We start from the raw sequence: 15,959 nt of genomic DNA, 5'->3' as shown, positions 1-15,959 counted from the left end.
TTTCCCACTACTGCCACTACTGCCAGCGCGCCCCCTGCTGCAGCAGCATCGCGAGCTTCCCGCTGCCCTGCAGGTCGCCGATGCCGCGGCTCAGCGCGACGGCGAAGCGTTCACCCTCGGGCCGGACCTTGGAGAACACCGTGTAGAGCGGCACCTCCGACACCGACGGCTCCAGCCACACCAGTTGACCCGCCGAACCGCGCAGGTGGGTCTCCAGCAGATGCGCACCGACGCCCTTGTCGATCAGCGCCAGATCGACGCGTCCGGCCAGCAGCTTGCGCAGGTTGGCGAGGTCGTCGACGGCGCCTTCGACCGGCAGGTTGGCCGCCTCGAAACGGGGCGGGTTCGCATAGCCGTTGACCACGCCGATGCGCAGATCGCGCAGCGCGGCGAGATCGTCGATGCGGCGCCGGCGATCCGCGCGGGCCATGAAGCCGACCTGGTTGAGGATGCCCAGCGGCTGGGGGAAACGCATCGTGCGCTCGCGCTCGACCGAGCGCCACGCGCCGATCACGCCGTCGTGGTCGCCGCGCTGGAACTCGAGCAGCGCCCGCGCCCAGGGGCGGAAGGTGAGCGTCATCGACCGCCCCGCCTGATGCAGCGCGGCGCGGGTGATCTCGCAGGCGACGCCGCCGCCGGGCAGCGCGCTGCCGGTGTAGGGCGGGAATTCGGTGGCGACCATCCGCACCGGCGCATCGGCGGCGCGGGCCGGCGTCGCACTCAGTACCGACAGCGCCGGCGCGGCGGCGGCCAGCCAGACGAGGCTCTCGCGGCGGGAGGTCATGGGCGATCGGGGCGTCGGGATGCCGGAATGGGCGGTCGACACAGCCTAGCAGCCGACCGTGTCCGAAGGCGCCCCGCCGACCCGGGGGAAATGCCCGGTCGCCCGGCCTGAACCGGCAATCGGTCACGCCGGCGCATGAAAAAAGCCGGCCGGGTCTCGCGACACCGGCCGGCTTCCAACGCCTTCGGCCCGTTTACTGGCCGCCGGTGCCCGTGGCCAGCAGCGTGCCGCTGGCGCCCGAGATCCAGCCCGTGCGCGCATCCAGGAATTGCACCTGCGACAGCGAGCGCTGCGTGCCGGACACCTGCGAGCGCCAGGTCTTGCCGCCGTCGACCGTCAGCAGGATCGTGCCCGCATCGCCGACCGCCCAGCCGCGCTGCGCATCCAGGAAGCGGATGCCGCGCAGCGCGGGTCCGGAGAGGCCGATGCCGGCCGCCTGCCAGGACACGCCCAGGTCGGTCGAGGACATCAGCAGTCCGCCGTCGCCGACGACCCACAGGGTCGACGCGTCGCTGAAGGCCAGCTGGCGCAACGACGAGGACGTGCCGGTGAAGCGGCCGGTCCAGGTCTTGCCGCCGTCGGCGCTCACGGCGACGCGACCGCCGTCCCCGACCATCACGCCGTTCTTGCCGCTGAACTTGATGTCGTTGTAGCCGACGTCCAGCTTGGACTGCTCCGTCCAGGTCTTGCCGCCGTCCGTCGTCGACATCACCGTCGACGTCATCGGGTAGACCCAGGACACCGAGGTCGTGACCGCGAAGCCGTTGGCGGCGTCGGTGAAGTGGAAGGCGCTCACCACCCGGTTGGACGGCATCAGCGGCGTCAGCCACTTGGTGCCGCCGTCCTCGGTCATGTAGACGCGACCGTCGCCGGCCAGCAGCCAGCCGGTCTTGGCATCGATGAACTGGAAGCGGCTGGCGATCGTCGAACTGGCTTGCGGCGCCAGACCGGTCAGCTTCGCCGTCCAGTCCAGGCCGCCGTTGACCGTCTCCATCAGGTCGCCGCCGTACGTCAGCGCGAGCCCGCGCTTGCCCTCGAAGAACCAGAAGGCCGTCAGCGTCTTGGCCGCCGCATCCGGATCCGGACCCGCGACGCGCTTCCAGGTCTGCAGGCCGTCGCTGCTCAACAACGTGGCGCCGTTGTAGCCGCTCGTCGCCAGCCAGGTCTGGTCGCCGATGCGGCTCAGGCGGTAGTTGTAGGTCGCTTCCGGCAGCCCCTTCACGCGCGTCCAGCTTGCGCCGGCGTCGGCCGACACTTCATAGACGGTGACCCCGGTGCCGTTCTCGTAGTACTGGCGCAACCAGTTGCCCTCCGCCAGCATCGAGTAGTAGAGGCCGGCGTTCGATCCGCCGGGCACGAAACCCAGCGAGGCCCAGGTGCGTCCGCCGTCCTGGGTGCGATACAGCACGCCGTTGTAGGCGAGCGCGCCCACCAGCCCGTCGAGCATCTGGATCGAGCCCGAGAACGGCCAGAAGTTCGCGGGCAGCCCTTGCCCCTCGAAGCTGGCCCAGGTCAGGCCGCCGTCCGTGCTTAGACGGAAGCGTTGCACGTAGGTGGTGCCCGTGGCCGGCACGTAGGTCTCGGTGTAGCTGCGCACCTGGACGGTCTTGCCCCAGGTCTGCACGACCGGCTGACGGTCCGTCGCGTCCAGGGTCAGCGCGGTGACCAGCGTCTTGCCGAAGTCCGTCGAACGACGCAGCGCCAGCCCCTCCATCACCCACACCGTGCCGTCGCTGGCGAGCTGAGGTTCGTTCTGGAAACTCTGCTCGACCCAGGTCGCGCCGCCATCCGCCGTCGCGCGCAGGCGGTAGCCGTCGACCAGCGCCAAGGTGTTCGCGCCGGCCAGCTGGAGTTTGGGCGAGTAGGACTGGGCCGTGCCCACCGGTTGCAGCGTCCAGTGAGCGCCGCCGTCCGTGGTGCGCAGCAACGCGCCGAAGTCGCCGACGATCCAGCCGTTCTTCGCGTCGGCGAAGCGCACGCTGTTCAGGCGGGTCGTCACGCCGCTGGCGACCTTGGACCAGGTCTGCCCGCCGTCGACGGTGCGCAGGATCTCGCCGGCATCGCCCACCGACCAGCCGGTGTTGACATCCAGGAAGCGCAGATCGTTCTGCGTGGTGCCGGTCGGCCGCGGCGCCTGCCAGCACCAGCCGGCGTTGTCGGCGGCCGTGCAGTTCAGCCCCAGGACGTGGGCGCGGTTGAGCACCGTCACCGTCCACTTGACCTCCTTGGACGCGCCCGCGGCGTTCGAGACCTTCAGCGTCACCTGATAGTCGCCGACCTTGGCGAAATCATGCTTCGGACTGGCGTCCGTGCTGGTGCTGCCGTCGCCGAAGGTCCAGGCGAAGGTCAGCCCCGTGGTCGCGGCGGCGTTGCTGGTGAACGCGGTGGCCGAGGTGACGTCGGTGGTCGCGGACGCGGCGATCGCCAGGTTGTCCGGAATCGCCACGCCCTGCACCGGCGGGGGCGGCGGAGGCGGGGTCGGGGCGTCGTCGCCGCCGCCACCGCAGGCGCTCAGCAGCGCGGCGCTGATCAGCACGCCGGCCCAGCCGGCGCGCATGCGTTCATTCATGCTCATGGAATCCTCCCGATGTTTCAATTTGTTTGCTTTTTTAGCGGGCGGATTCTGCACCAGCTTCACGCGATCTGAACGCCGACTCATCTCGCCCGAACGGGGGATCGCCCCGAGGCAGAATCTCGTCCACATGACTCAGGCCAGCACCGCTCCATCGCCACCGCCGCCGCCCGCCAAGCCGGGTCGCGCGGGCTCGGGCCCGGATGCGGCGCCGGCCAAGTCCGCGCCGCAGAAGGCGATGGAGAAGATGGGGCTGACGCGCGACATCGACCTCGCGCTGCACCTGCCGCTGCGCTACGAGGACGAGACCACGCTGACCCCGCTGGACCGCGCCCACGACGGCGACACGCTCCAGTGCGAGGGCGAGGTGATCGAGTGCCGCATCGAGATCCGCGGCCGACGCCAGCTGCTGGTGAAGTTGCGCGACGACGACGGCGCGCTGGTGACGCTGCGCTTCCTCCACTTCTATCCCGCGCATCAGAAGACGATGGCGGTGGGCCATCGCGTGCGCGTGCGCGGCGAGATCCGCGTCGGCTTCTTCGGCCGCGAGATGGTCCATCCGAACTTCCGCAAGGTCGACGCGGACACGCCGCTGTCGACCTCGCTCACGCCGGTCTACCCGACCAGCGCCCAGTTGCCGCAGGCCTACCTGCGCAAGGCCGTCGCCTCCGCGCTGCGCAGAGCGCCGCTGGACGAAGTGCTGCCGCTGGCGCTGGTCCCCAAGGGCCTGCCCGCGTTGCGCGACGCACTGAACTTCCTGCACCACCCGCCGCCGTCGGCCGGTCTGTCCACGCTCGAGGACCACACGCATCCGGCCTGGCAGCGGCTCAAGTTCGAGGAGCTGCTCGCCCAGCAGCTCAGCCAGCAGCGCGCCCAGCGCGAGCGCGCCCATCTGCGCGCCCCGGCGCTGCGCGGCACGCCCGGCGGGCTGCATGAGCGGCTGCTCGCCGCCCTGCCCTTCGCGCTGACCGGCGCGCAGCACCGCGTGGCCGAGGAGATCGCCGCCGACCTCGCCAGACCGCAGCCCATGCACCGGCTGCTGCAGGGCGACGTGGGCTCCGGCAAGACCGTGGTGGCCGCGCTGGCCGCCGCCGTGGCCATCGACGCCGGCTGGCAGTGCGTGCTGATGGCACCCACCGAGATCCTCGCCGAGCAGCACTTCCGCAAGCTCATCGGCTGGCTGGAACCGCTGGGCATCCGCGTCGCCTGGATCACCGGCAGCGTGAAGGGCAAGGCGCGGCAGAAGATGCTGGACGCGGCCGCCTCGGGCGAGGCCACGCTGATCGTCGGCACGCACGCGGTGATCGAGGACAAGGTGCGCTTCCACCGCCTCGGGCTGGCGATCATCGACGAGCAGCACCGCTTCGGCGTCGCGCAGCGCCTGGCGCTGCGCAAGAAGCTCGCGGACGAGGCCGCCGGGGCCGCCGAGCCCGGTTCAGGCCCGCTCGAACCGCACCTGCTGATGATGAGCGCCACGCCGATCCCGCGCACGCTGGCGATGACCTACTTCGCCGACCTGGACGTGTCGACCATCGACGAACTGCCGCCGGGTCGCAGCCCCATCGTCACGCGCGTCTTCGCGGACGGCCGGCGCGACGACGTGATCGAGAAGATCTCGGCCGCCGTCGAGGACGGGCGGCAGGTCTACTGGGTCTGTCCGCTGATCGAGGAGTCCGAGGCGCTGGACCTCAAGAACGCCACGGAGACGCACGCGGAACTCGGCGCCGCGCTGCCGGGGAAGATGGTCGGGCTGCTGCACGGCCGGATGCCGGCGGCGGAGAAGGCGGCGGTGATGTCGCTGTTCACGGCCGGGCAGATGCAGATCCTGGTCGCGACGACCGTCATCGAGGTCGGCGTCGACGTGCCCAACGCCAGCGTCATGGTGATCGAGCACGCGGAGCGTTTCGGCCTCTCGCAGCTGCACCAGCTGCGCGGACGCGTCGGGCGGGGCTCGGTCGCCAGCGTGTGCGTGCTGATCTACACCGGGCCGCTGTCGGACACCGGCAAGTCGCGCCTGCGCGCGATGGCGGAGACCACGGACGGCTTCGAGATCGCGCGACGCGACCTGGACATCCGCGGGCCGGGGGAGTTCATGGGCGCGCGCCAGAGCGGCGCGCAGCTGCTGCGCTTCGCCGACCTGCAGGAGGACGCGCCGTTGCTGAGCGCGGCGCGGGCGCTGGCGCCGCGGCTGCTCGACGAACAGCCGCGCGCCGCGCAGCTGCAGGTCGAGCGCTGGCTCGGCCACAAGACCGAGTACCTCAAGGCCTGACCCCTGGCGCCGGGCCGCGTAGCGCGGGGCCCGGGCGCCCGGGGGACCCGATCACTTCAGGCGGATGACCCAGTACAGCAGGACTTCCGTCGCCGTCGCTTCGGCGCCGCTGAAGAGCTGCGGCTCGGCGTTGATCTTGTCGACCGTGGCCTGGCCCAGGATCACGCGGCCGAACGCGGCGTAGCCGGGATCCGCGGCGGTCTTGTAGTCCAGCACGGTGCTGTTGTCGACCGAGTTGAAGAAGAACTGGCTGGTCGCCGAATCGGGCACCGAGGTGCGCGCCATCGCGATCGTGTACTTCAGGTTGGACACGCCGACGTTGGTCTCCAGCTTGATCGCGCCGCCCAGGTCGCTGCCGGGGGCCTTGGAGACGTAGCCGGTGGTGAAGCCGCCGCCCTGCGCGACGAAGTTCGGCACCACGCGATGGAAGATCGTGTTGTCGTAGTACTTCGCGGTGACGTACTTCAGGAAGTTGGCGGTGGTGATCGGCGTGCGGGAGTCGAGCTCGACCACCATCTCGCCGTCGCTGGTGAGCATGCACACGACGGCGGTCGCGGTGCTCTGATTGGCCGCGGCGATGCCGGCGGCGCTGCAGGTCGTGGTCGGCGCGACCGGCACCGGGTTCGGCTTGGGCGTCTGCGACGGGTTGCCGCTGTTGTCGTCGCCGCCGCCGCCGCAGGCAGCCAGCATCAACGCGCCGCCCAGTGCGGCGGAGAGCGCCAGCAGACGGGGCTTGGAGGAGATCGAGGAGGTGAGGGTGATCGACTTCATGTGGGCTCGCGTTGGAAGCTCGTGGCTCCCGCTTTCTGGCAAAGAAGCGCGAAGTATCGAGGGCAGATTGACACAAGTCATGGGGGCGGGTGCGCGCGCCGCACGAAATCTGATCGGGGTTTCCCTAACGCGCTCTTTACAGAGTGTCGGACCTCACCGAGCGGGTTCCGGAAGGCCCAGGATCCCGTCCGGAAAGACACGTCCGGTTTCAGTCGGCTTTCAGAACTCGAGGTTGTCGATCAGACGCGTCTGGCCGATGCGCGCGGCGGCCAGCGCCACCAGCGGTTCGCCGTCACGCGCCGCGCCGAGGTCGTGACGCCGGCGCAGCGTCAGGTAATCCGGCACCCAGCCCGCGTCGCGCAGCGAGGCCATCGCGTCGGACTCGATGCGGTCGAGGTCGCGCTCGCCGGCGGACCAGCGCGCGATCATCGCCTTCAGGGTGCGCGACAGCAGCAGCGCGTCCTGTTTCTGCTGCTCGCTCAGGTAGCCATTGCGCGAGGACAGCGCCAGGCCGTCGGCGTTGCGCTCGGTCTCGCCCGCGAGGATGCGGATCGGCATCGCCAACTGGTCGACCATGCGGCGGATCACCATCAGCTGCTGGTAGTCCTTCTTGCCGAAGACGGCGACGTCCGGCTGGACGATCTGGAACAGCTTGGCGACCACCGTGCAGACGCCGATGAAGAAGCCCGGGCGGAAGTGGCCTTCGAGGATGTCGGCCAGCTCGACGGGCGGGTGCACCTTGTAGCCCTGCGGCTCGGGGTACATCTCGCGCTCGTCGGGTGCGAAAACGAGGTCGCAGGTCGCGCCTTCCAGCAGTTCGGCGTCGCGGGGGAGCGTGCGGGGATAACGGTCGAAGTCCTCGTGCGGCGCGAACTGCAGCCGGTTGACGAAGACGCTGGCGACGACGAGGCCGTCCGGACCGACCGCCGCGCGGGCCTGGCGCACCAGCGCCAGATGGCCGTCGTGCAGGTTGCCCATCGTGGGCACGAACGCGACCGGGCGGCCGCCCGCGAGCGCGGCGCGCAGGCCGGCGATGTCATGGTGGATCTGCATGATCAGTAGGTGTGTTCGGCGGCGGGGAAGGCGCCGGACTTGACGTCGCTCACGTAGCGCGAGAAGGCCTCGCCGATCGAGCCCGCGCCCTGCATGAAGTCGCGCACGAAGCGCGGCTTGCGGCCGCCGCCCACGCCCAGCATGTCGTGCATCACCAGCACCTGGCCGGAGCATTCCGCGCCGGCGCCGATGCCGATCACCGGCACGCCCAGCGAGCGGGTCAGCTCGCCGGCCAGCGCCGCCGGCACCATCTCCAGCAGCAGCATCTGCGCGCCGGCGTCGACCAGCTCGCGTGCGTGCGCCTTGATGCGCGCGGCGCCGGCCTCGTCGCGACCCTGCACCTTGAAGCCGCTCAGCGCGGTGACGGTCTGCGGCGTCAGGCCCAGATGGGCGCAGACGGGGATGCCGCGTTCGGTCAGGAAGCGGACCGTCTCGGTGGTCCAGCCGCCGCCTTCGAGCTTGACCATGTGCGCGCCGGCCTGCGCCAGCTGCATCGCGTTCTTCCACGCCGCCTGGGGCGACTCGTGGTACGAGCCGAACGGCAGGTCCGCCAGGATCCAGGCGGTGCGACGCGCGCGCGCCACGTTGGCCGTGTGATAGACCATCGCCTCCAGCGTCACCGGCACGGTGGTCTGCAGGCCTTGCACGACGTTGCCCAGCGAATCGCCGATGAGGATCGAATCCACGCCGGCGTCCTCCATCGCATGCGCGAAGGTGGCGTCATAGGCGGTCAGCATCGCGATCTTCTCGCCGGCGGCGTGCATGTCGAGCAGGCGCTGCAGCGTGACGGGCTTGCGGTCCGGCGACGAGCCCGCGGGACGCGGCACGGCGTAGAGGGACGTCGGCGAGGACGCCGGGGAAGAGCTCGGAGGGGCGGTCGGTTCGGTCATGCGTGTCCCCTGGAGGGAGGTCCGGGGAGGGTCCGGGGGGTGGGGCGGCAGTGTACCGGGACGGTGTCACGATGCCGCTTTCTGAGGACAATGCCGGCCCATGACCCTCACCGAACTGCGCTACATCGTCGCCGTCGCCCGCGAGCGCCACTTTGGCCGCGCCGCGGAAGCCTGCTTCGTCTCCCAACCGACCTTGTCGGTGGCGATCAAGAAGCTGGAGGAGGAGCTCGACGTCAAGATCTTCGAGCGCGGCGCCAACGAGGTGACGATGACGCCGCTGGGCGAGGACATCGTGCGCCAGGCGCAGTCGGTGATCGAGCAGGCCAGCGCGATCAAGGACATCGCCAAGCGCGGCAAGGATCCGCTGGACGGGCCGCTGCGGCTGGGGATCATCTACACGATCGGGCCCTACCTGCTGCCGGAGCTGGTCAAGCACTGCATCGACCTCTATCCGCGCATGCCGCTGATGCTGCAGGAGAACTTCACCCAGAAGCTGCTGGACATGCTGCGCACCGGCGAGTTGGACTGCGCGATCATGGCCGAGCCCTTCCCCGACGCGGGTCTGGCGGTGGCGCCGCTGTACGACGAGAGCTTCGTCGTGGCGGTGCCGGCGGTGCATCCGCTGGCGAAGAAGGAACGCATCAGCGCCGAGGAGCTCAAGGCCGAGACCATGCTGCTGCTGGGCAACGGCCACTGCTTCCGGGATCACGTGCTCGAGGTCTGCCCGGAGTTCGCGCGTTTCTCCACGGACGCCGAGGGCATCCGCAAGAGCTTCGAGGGCAGCTCGCTGGAGACGATCAAGCACATGGTGGCGTCCGGGATGGGCGTCACGGTGGTGCCGGCGCTGAGCGTGCCGGACCACGTCCCGCCGCACCTGCGCTACGTGCCCTTCGAGGCGCCGGCGCCGACGCGGCGCGTCGTGCTCGCCTGGCGCCGCACGTTCACCCGCTACGAGGCCGTCGCGGCACTGCGCAACGCGGTGTATGCGTGCACGCTCAAAGGGGTGACGTTGTTGTCGTGAAGCCGCGCAAGACCCGACCCCTTGCCAATGCCGCCTCCGGGCGGCTTTAGTTTTTCCCAATCGCCACGCTTAAGCTATCCAAATATCGCCATCGATAGCATTTCTCTAAAGTCCTCCTCATGCGCCGCTCAGGTCTTCCTTCCGGGGGAGTTCAAGGGCGGTCCGGACCCCTACAAAGCGTCCCTGTCTGAAGCATCGAGGAGTGCCCATGAGTGCCAAGCCCCAACATCCCGCCCAGTGCCCGGTCATGACGACGAGCGCCGGCGCGCCGATCGCCGACAACCAGAACTCGCTGACCGCCGGCCCGCGCGGCCCCGTCCTGATGCAGGACTACCAGCTGATGGAGAAGCTGGCCCACCAGAACCGCGAGCGCATTCCTGAACGCGTCGTGCATGCCAAGGGCTGGGGCGCCTTCGGCACGCTGACCGTCACGCAGGACATCTCCCGCTTCACCCGCGCCAAGCTGTTCGGCGCGGTCGGCAAGCAGACGCCGATGCTGGCGCGCTTCTCGACGGTGGCCGGCGAGCAGGGCGCCGCCGATGCTGAACGCGACGTCCGCGGCTTCTCGCTGAAGTTCTATACCGAGGAAGGCAACTGGGACCTGGTCGGCAACAACACCCCGGTGTTCTTCATCCGCGACCCGCTCAAGTTCCCCGACTTCATCCACACGCAGAAGCGCCATCCGGTCACCAACCTGCGTTCCGCCACCGCCGCGTGGGACTACTGGAGCCTTTCCCCCGAAAGCCTGCATCAGGTCACCATCCTGATGAGCGACCGCGGCATTCCCGCCAGCCCGCGCTTCATGGACGGCTTCGGCTCCCACACCTACAGCTTCTGGAACGCCGACGGCGAGCGCTTCTGGGTGAAGTTCCACTTCAAGACCCGCCAGGGCCATCGCACGCTGACGAACGCCGAAGCGGCCGCCGTCATCGGGCAGACCCGCGAGAGCTACCAGGAAGACCTCTTCGGCGCGATCGACCAGGGTCAGTTCCCGCAGTGGACGATGGCCGTGCAGGTGATGCCGGAACTCGACGCGGACAAGACCTCCTACAACCCCTTCGACCTGACCAAGGTCTGGCCGCATGCCGAGTACCCGCTGATCGAAGTCGGCGTGCTGGAGCTCAACCGGAATCCGGAGAACTACTTCGAGGAGATCGAGCAGGCCGCGTTCTCGCCGAGCAACATCGTGCCGGGCATCGGCTTCAGCCCCGACAAGGTCCTGCAGGCGCGCATCTTCAGCTACGCCGACGCGCACCGCTACCGCCTCGGCACGCATTACGAAGCGCTGCCGGTGAACGCGCCCAAGTGCCCCGTCCACCACTATCACAAGGACGGGTCCATGAAGTTCTTCCGGACGCCGAGCGGCAACCCGAACGCGTACTACGAGCCCAACAGCTTCGGCGGCGCGACGCAGGATCCGTCGGTGGCCGAGCCGCCGCTGCGCCTGCAGGGCGACGCGGCGCGCTTCGACCACCGGGAGGGCAACGACGACTACGCGCAGCCCGGCGCCCTCTTCCGCCTGCTCGGCGAAGCGCAGCAGCAGCGCCTCGGCCGCAACATCGCCGAATCGATGCGCGGCGTGCCGGCTTTCATCGTGGATCGTCAGCTGGGTCACTTCGACAAGGCGGATCCGGACTACGGTCGCGTCGTCCGCGCCGCGCTCAGCGCGCTCGACATCGAGTTCACCGTCTGACCCCGTCGGCTGTCATCTGCAAGGAGCAAGACATGACCCCTCGTTCCGGACAACGCACACTCGGATGGCTGCTGGTGGCCGCCGGCGCCGCGCTCAACGTGCAGTCGCTGATCGACTGGATGCAACACAGCGTCGCCTGAACAGCACCCACCGGTCGCCCCGCAGTCACTGTGCCGATCACCCGGATCGGTTAGGCTGCGGGGCGTCTTTTTCCTTCCATTTCCGCAAGGAGTTTCACGATGGCCAAGAAGAGCCCCTCTCCCGCCAAGGCAATCTCCGCGAAGGGTGCGCCGTCCATCCAGATCGGCATCAGCGACAAGGACCGCGCGGCGATCGCGCAAGGCTTGTCCAAGCTGCTGGCCGACACCTACACGCTCTACCTGACCACGCACAACTTCCATTGGAACGTGACGGGTCCGATGTTCAACTCGCTGCATGCGATGTTCATGGCCCAGTACACCGAGCTGTGGAACGCCGTGGACCCCGTCGCGGAGCGCATCCGTTCGCTGGGCCACAAGGCGCCGGGGTCGTACGCGCAGTTCGCGGCGCTGAGCTCGCTGCCGGACGCACCGACCACGCCGCCCAAGGCGCTGGACATGGTCCGCATCCTGGTCGACGGTCATGAAGGCGTCGCCCGCACCGCGCGCGCGTTGTTCGACCTGGTCGACAAGGCCAGCGACGAGCCGACCGCCGACCTGCTCACCCAGCGCCTGACGGTGCACGAGCAGACCGCGTGGATGCTGCGCTCGCTGCTGGAAGAGTGATCAGCCCACGGCCTTGATGCGCCCGTCCCGGCGGGCCTGCGCCAGCATCGAGGCCAGCGCGCACGACGCGAGCCGCGCCGTGCGCGAATCGGCGCGGCTGGTCAGCACGATCGGCACCTTCGCGCCGAGCACCACCCCGGCCGCGTAGGCCTGCGCCAGGAAGCTCAGGCTCTTCGCGAGCATGTTGCCGGCGTCCAGGTCCGGCACGATCAGCACGTTGGCCTTGCCCGCCACCGGCGACACGATGCCCTTGATGCGCGCCGCCTCGGCGTCGATGGCGTTGTCCATCGCCAAGGGGCCGTCCAGCACCGCGCCGGTGATCTGCCCGCGGTCCGCCATCTTGCACAGCGCCGCCGCATCCAGCGTCGACGGCACCTTCGGATTCACCGTCTCCATCGCCGACAGCAGCGCCACCCGCACCTCCGGCAGGCGCAGCGCGCGCGCGAGGTCGATCGCGTTCTGCACGATGTCGACCTTCTCCTCCAGCGTCGGCGCGATGTTGATCGCCGCATCCGAGATGACCAGCGGCTGCGCGTGTCCCGGCACGTCCATGACGAAGCAGTGGCTGATGCGCCGTGAGGTGCGCAGTCCGCCTTCGCGTCGCACCACCGCGCCCATCAGTTCGTCGGTGTGCAGGCTGCCCTTCATGAGCGCGTCGACCTCGCCCTTGAGCGCCATCGCCACGGCCCTCTCCGCCGCCGCATGGCTGTGCGGCACGTCGACCTGCGCATAGCGCGAAAGGTCTACACCGGCCGCCGCGGCGGCTTCGGCCACCTTGCCCGCCGGGCCGATCAGGATCGGTTCGATCAGACCCAGCGCCGCCGCTTCCGTCGCCGCGAGCAGGGACACGTCGTTGCACGGATGGACGACCGCCATGCGCAGCGGCGGCAGCTCGCGCACCGCCTCGATGAGGCGGTCGTAGTGCGGATGGGCATGGGGCGTTTGTTCGGTCATTGGTCGATCACCCTGCGTCTCCCTCGGACATTGACAACGAGTCGCGGTCGATGATGCATGCTGCGGTGCAACAAATCAAGCCGAGCGGACCTCGCGAGGCGGTGCTGGGAGCAAGGCGAATGTCCGGAAATTCCGACTGGATCCACGACTGGCAAGCGTACGCGACCGACGCGTGGCAGCGCACGGTGCTGACGCTGGACACGATGCGCGAGCGCGGCAACGTGTTCCTCCACCATCTGCAGGCCGGCAAGCCCGCGCTGCTGAAGTTCGAACATGAACTGCTGATCGACGGCCGCGACCTGCCGCAGCCCTGCAACTATGCGCTGCTGCGCATCCTGCCGGCGGACGGCGACATCGTCGATCCCGCGCGGCGGCCCATCGTCGTCATCGATCCGCGCGCGGGCCACGGGCCCGGCATCGGCGGCTTCAAGCCGGACTCCGAGATCGGCGTCGCGTTGCGCGCCGGCCACCCGGTCTACTTCATCACCTTCGAGCCGGAGCCGGTCGAGGGTCAGACCTTGCTCGACGTCGCACGCGCCGAGGCGCACTTCATCGAGGACGTCGCCCGCCGCCATCCGAAGGCGCCGGGCCTGCCCGCGGTGATCGGCAACTGCCAGGCCGGCTGGGCCGTTGCGGCACTGGCGGCCGTGCGCAGCGACCTGATGGGCCCCATCATCCTGAACGGCGCACCGCTGTCGTACTGGGCCGGCTCGCCGGAGCAGAACCCGATGCGTTACGCGGGCGGCGCGCTCGGCGGCGCGTGGATGTCGGCGCTGTCGGCGGACCTCGGCGGCGACCGCTTCGACGGCGCGCACCTGGTCTCCAACTTCGAGAACCTCAACCTCGCCAACAGCTGGTGGGACAAGTACTACCACCTCTACGCCAACGTCGACACCGAACGCGAGCGCTTCCTCGACTTCGAGCGCTGGTGGGGCGGCTACTTCCGCATGACCGGCGAGGAGATCGAGGCCATCGTCGAGAACCTGTTCATCGGGAACCGCCTGGCGCGCGGCGAGGTCGAACTCGAAGGCTACCGGCTGGACCTGCGCAACATCGCCGCGCCGATGGTGATCTTCGCGTCCTGGGGCGACAACATCACCCCGCCGCAGCAGGCGCTGGACTGGATCATCGACGTCTGGGGCAGCGAGAAGGCGCTGGTCAAGGCGGGTCGCACCATCGTCTACATGCTGCATCCGAAGATCGGCCACCTGGGCATCTTCGTCGGCGGCGGCATCGCGCGGCGCGAGCATGAGCAGATTCTCGACACGCTCGAACAGATCGTCGAACTGCCGCCCGGCCTCTACGAGATGAAGATAGCTGCCCGCGATCCCGAAGCGCCGCTGGCGGCGCTCGAATCGGGCGACTACTCGGTGAGCTTCGAGACCCGCACCGTGGACGACCTGCGCGCGCTGAACCCGGAATGCCGCCGCGATGAAGCCCTCTTCTCCACGATCGCGCAGGTTTCCGAGATGAACATGCGCCGCTACCGCCAGTGGCTGCAGCCCGCCGTGCGCGCGGTCGGCAGCAAGGCGTTCGGCGACTGGCTGCGCTGGGTGCATCCGCTGCGTCAGCAGCATCTGGCCCTCTCCGATCTGCATCCGCTGGCGCCGTGGATCAAGCAGGCCGCCGACGACGCCCGAGAGCGTCGTCAGACGGTCGACGCGGAGAACGCCTGGCTGAAATGGGAGCAGCTCGGCTCCCGCGCGATCAGCGAATCGCTGGACCGGCTCGGACACCAGCGCGACGCGACGCTCGTGCACTGGGTCGAAGCGGTCTACGGACCGGGCGGTCTGGGCGCGCTGCTGCCGCCGCGGGAATCGGACCTCGCCTCGGGCGCCGCGCACGCGGCCGCCGATGAACGCGAAGGTCGTCGCATGGCGCTGGAACAGGTCGGGCAAGGCGGCTTCGCCGACGCGGTCTGCCGCATCCTGCTGGCGGGGCTCGCCCATCGCGGCGTCGTGCAGCGGCGCGGACTGGTGCTCGGCCAGTTGCTGGCCGATTCCCACCGCCGCATGGCCGAGGACGCCGAAGGCGCCGTCGCCGCCGAGGCGGTCCCCGGCGAGGACTGGGCGACGCTGCTGCACCGGCAGGCGCTGATCGTGACCTTCGCGCCGGAGGAGGCGATGGCGGCGCTGCCGACGCTGCTGCCCACGCTGGAGGACCGCGAACAGGCGCTGGCGCTCGCGAGCGCGGTGCTGATGAGCGAATCCGAGCTCGCCGATCCGAAGTCGCCGACCGCCCGCTACGTCCACGAACTGCTGCACGTCGACCCGGCCCGCGTCGCCGACATGGCGCTCGCGCTGTCCGCGCCCGGCGCGACGACGGCGACCGCGGCCACGGTCTCGATCGCGGCCTCCCCCGCAGCGAAGACGGCGCGTCGCCGCAAGGCGGTCGCATGAACTCCGCCGCCGTGCAGTTCGGCCGGCTGCTGGCCGGGCGCAAGGTGCTGATCACCGGCATCGCCAACGACCAGTCCATCGCCTACGGCTGCGCCCGCGCCTTCCGCGCGATGGGCGCGGATCTGGCGCTGACCTACCTCAACGACAAGGCGCTGCCGCACGTGAAGCCGCTGGCCGACGCGCTCGGCGCCGACATGCTGCTGCCGCTGGACCTGCGCGATCCCGAGGCGCTGGACAGCGTCTTCGCCGCCGTGTCCGAGCGCTGGGGCGTTCTCCACGCGGCGCTGCATTCGATCGCGTTTGCGCCCAAGGACGACCTGCACGGACGGCTCGTCGACAGCAGTGCGGCCGGTTTCGCGCTGGCGATGGACATCTCGTGCCACAGCTTCATCCGCATGGCGCGGCTCGCGGAGCCGCTGATGCGCGCCGCCGGCGGCACGCTGTTCACGATGAGCTTCCAGGGCGCGAGCAAGGTCGTCGAGCACTACAACCTGATGGGCCCGGTCAAGGCCGCGCTGGAGGCCTCGGTGCGCTACCTCGCGCACGAGCTGGGTCCGGCGGGCATCCGCGTGCACGCGATCTCGCCGGGGCCGATCGCGACGCGCGCGGCGTCAGGACTGGAGGAGTTCGACCAGCTGCTCGCGGATGCCGCCGCCCGCGCGCCGGCCCATGCGCTGGCGACGATCGACGACGTCGGCTACGCGACCGCGATGCTCGCGGGCGATCACGCGCGGCTCATCACCGGCTCCACGCTCTACGTGGACGGCGGTTATCACATCATGGGGTGAG

At 69.7% G+C, this 15,959-nt stretch carries 12 protein-coding genes; 6 read left to right on the top strand and 6 right to left on the bottom strand.

What is annotated here, in order from left to right; genetic code table 11:
• Window positions 1-16 precede the first annotated feature (16 nt).
• On the bottom strand, window positions 17-784 hold the full coding sequence (locus ACQZ13_RS01060) for a substrate-binding periplasmic protein (protein ID WP_431049441.1): 768 nt from the start codon (window positions 782-784) through the stop codon (window positions 17-19).
• Window positions 785-977: 193 nt separating this feature from the next.
• A complete protein-coding gene (locus tag ACQZ13_RS01055; protein WP_431049440.1) occupies window positions 978-3,359 on the bottom strand; it encodes a YCF48-related protein in 2,382 nt (793 codons plus the stop codon).
• A gap of 127 nt (window positions 3,360-3,486) precedes the next feature.
• Between ACQZ13_RS01055 and recG the strand changes: the two genes are divergently transcribed.
• The gene (recG, locus tag ACQZ13_RS01050) at window positions 3,487-5,625 is read left to right on the top strand and encodes an ATP-dependent DNA helicase RecG (RefSeq protein WP_431049439.1); all 2,139 of its coding nucleotides are present in this window, start codon (window positions 3,487-3,489) and stop codon (window positions 5,623-5,625) included.
• A 51-nt stretch (window positions 5,626-5,676) separates the two neighbouring features.
• Here the strand turns inward: recG and ACQZ13_RS01045 are convergent, their stop codons facing one another.
• The 3 genes from ACQZ13_RS01045 to panB all read right to left on the bottom strand — a co-directional run bounded on the left by ACQZ13_RS01045 (window position 5,677) and on the right by panB (window position 8,339).
• Entirely contained in the window at window positions 5,677-6,396 is a 720-nt protein-coding gene (locus tag ACQZ13_RS01045; RefSeq protein WP_431049438.1) for a peptidylprolyl isomerase, read from the bottom strand.
• A 219-nt stretch (window positions 6,397-6,615) separates the two neighbouring features.
• The gene (gene panC, locus ACQZ13_RS01040) at window positions 6,616-7,449 is read right to left on the bottom strand and encodes a pantoate--beta-alanine ligase (protein ID WP_431049437.1); all 834 of its coding nucleotides are present in this window, start codon (window positions 7,447-7,449) and stop codon (window positions 6,616-6,618) included.
• A 2-nt stretch (window positions 7,450-7,451) separates the two neighbouring features.
• Window positions 7,452-8,339 carry a 3-methyl-2-oxobutanoate hydroxymethyltransferase gene (panB, locus tag ACQZ13_RS01035; protein ID WP_431049435.1) on the bottom strand — a complete coding sequence of 296 codons (888 nt, stop codon included), beginning with the start codon at window positions 8,337-8,339 and terminating at the stop codon, window positions 7,452-7,454.
• 100 nt (window positions 8,340-8,439) lie between these two features.
• Between panB and ACQZ13_RS01030 the strand changes: the two genes are divergently transcribed.
• The 3 genes from ACQZ13_RS01030 to ACQZ13_RS01020 all read left to right on the top strand — a co-directional run bounded on the left by ACQZ13_RS01030 (window position 8,440) and on the right by ACQZ13_RS01020 (window position 11,817).
• A complete protein-coding gene (locus ACQZ13_RS01030; protein ID WP_431049434.1) occupies window positions 8,440-9,360 on the top strand; it encodes a hydrogen peroxide-inducible genes activator in 921 nt (306 codons plus the stop codon).
• Window positions 9,361-9,568: 208 nt separating this feature from the next.
• Window positions 9,569-11,053 (top strand): catalase, encoded by a 1,485-nt coding sequence (locus ACQZ13_RS01025; RefSeq protein ID WP_431049433.1) that lies wholly within the window; start codon window positions 9,569-9,571, stop codon window positions 11,051-11,053.
• Window positions 11,054-11,292: 239 nt separating this feature from the next.
• On the top strand, window positions 11,293-11,817 hold the full coding sequence (locus ACQZ13_RS01020; protein WP_431049432.1) for a Dps family protein: 525 nt from the start codon (window positions 11,293-11,295) through the stop codon (window positions 11,815-11,817).
• On the opposite strand, the gene ACQZ13_RS01015 is transcribed toward ACQZ13_RS01020, so the two are convergent.
• Entirely contained in the window at window positions 11,818-12,771 is a 954-nt protein-coding gene (locus ACQZ13_RS01015) for a phosphate acetyltransferase (protein ID WP_431049430.1), read from the bottom strand.
• 119 nt (window positions 12,772-12,890) lie between these two features.
• On the opposite strand from ACQZ13_RS01015, the gene ACQZ13_RS01010 reads away from it, so the two are divergent.
• Both ACQZ13_RS01010 and fabI read left to right on the top strand, forming a co-directional pair.
• The gene (locus ACQZ13_RS01010) at window positions 12,891-15,170 is read left to right on the top strand and encodes a DUF3141 domain-containing protein (protein WP_431049429.1); all 2,280 of its coding nucleotides are present in this window, start codon (window positions 12,891-12,893) and stop codon (window positions 15,168-15,170) included.
• The gene (gene fabI, locus ACQZ13_RS01005; RefSeq protein WP_431049428.1) at window positions 15,167-15,958 is read left to right on the top strand and encodes an enoyl-ACP reductase FabI; all 792 of its coding nucleotides are present in this window, start codon (window positions 15,167-15,169) and stop codon (window positions 15,956-15,958) included. Before ACQZ13_RS01010 ends, fabI begins: the two co-directional genes overlap by 4 nt.
• Window position 15,959 lies beyond the last annotated feature (1 nt).

The organism is Roseateles sp. L2-2 (genome assembly GCF_050613215.1).
GTDB lineage: Bacteria > Pseudomonadota > Gammaproteobacteria > Burkholderiales > Burkholderiaceae_C > Roseateles > Roseateles noduli.
Note: the sequence above shows the minus strand (reverse complement) of the source record. Positions and strands in the feature narration are given on the sequence as shown.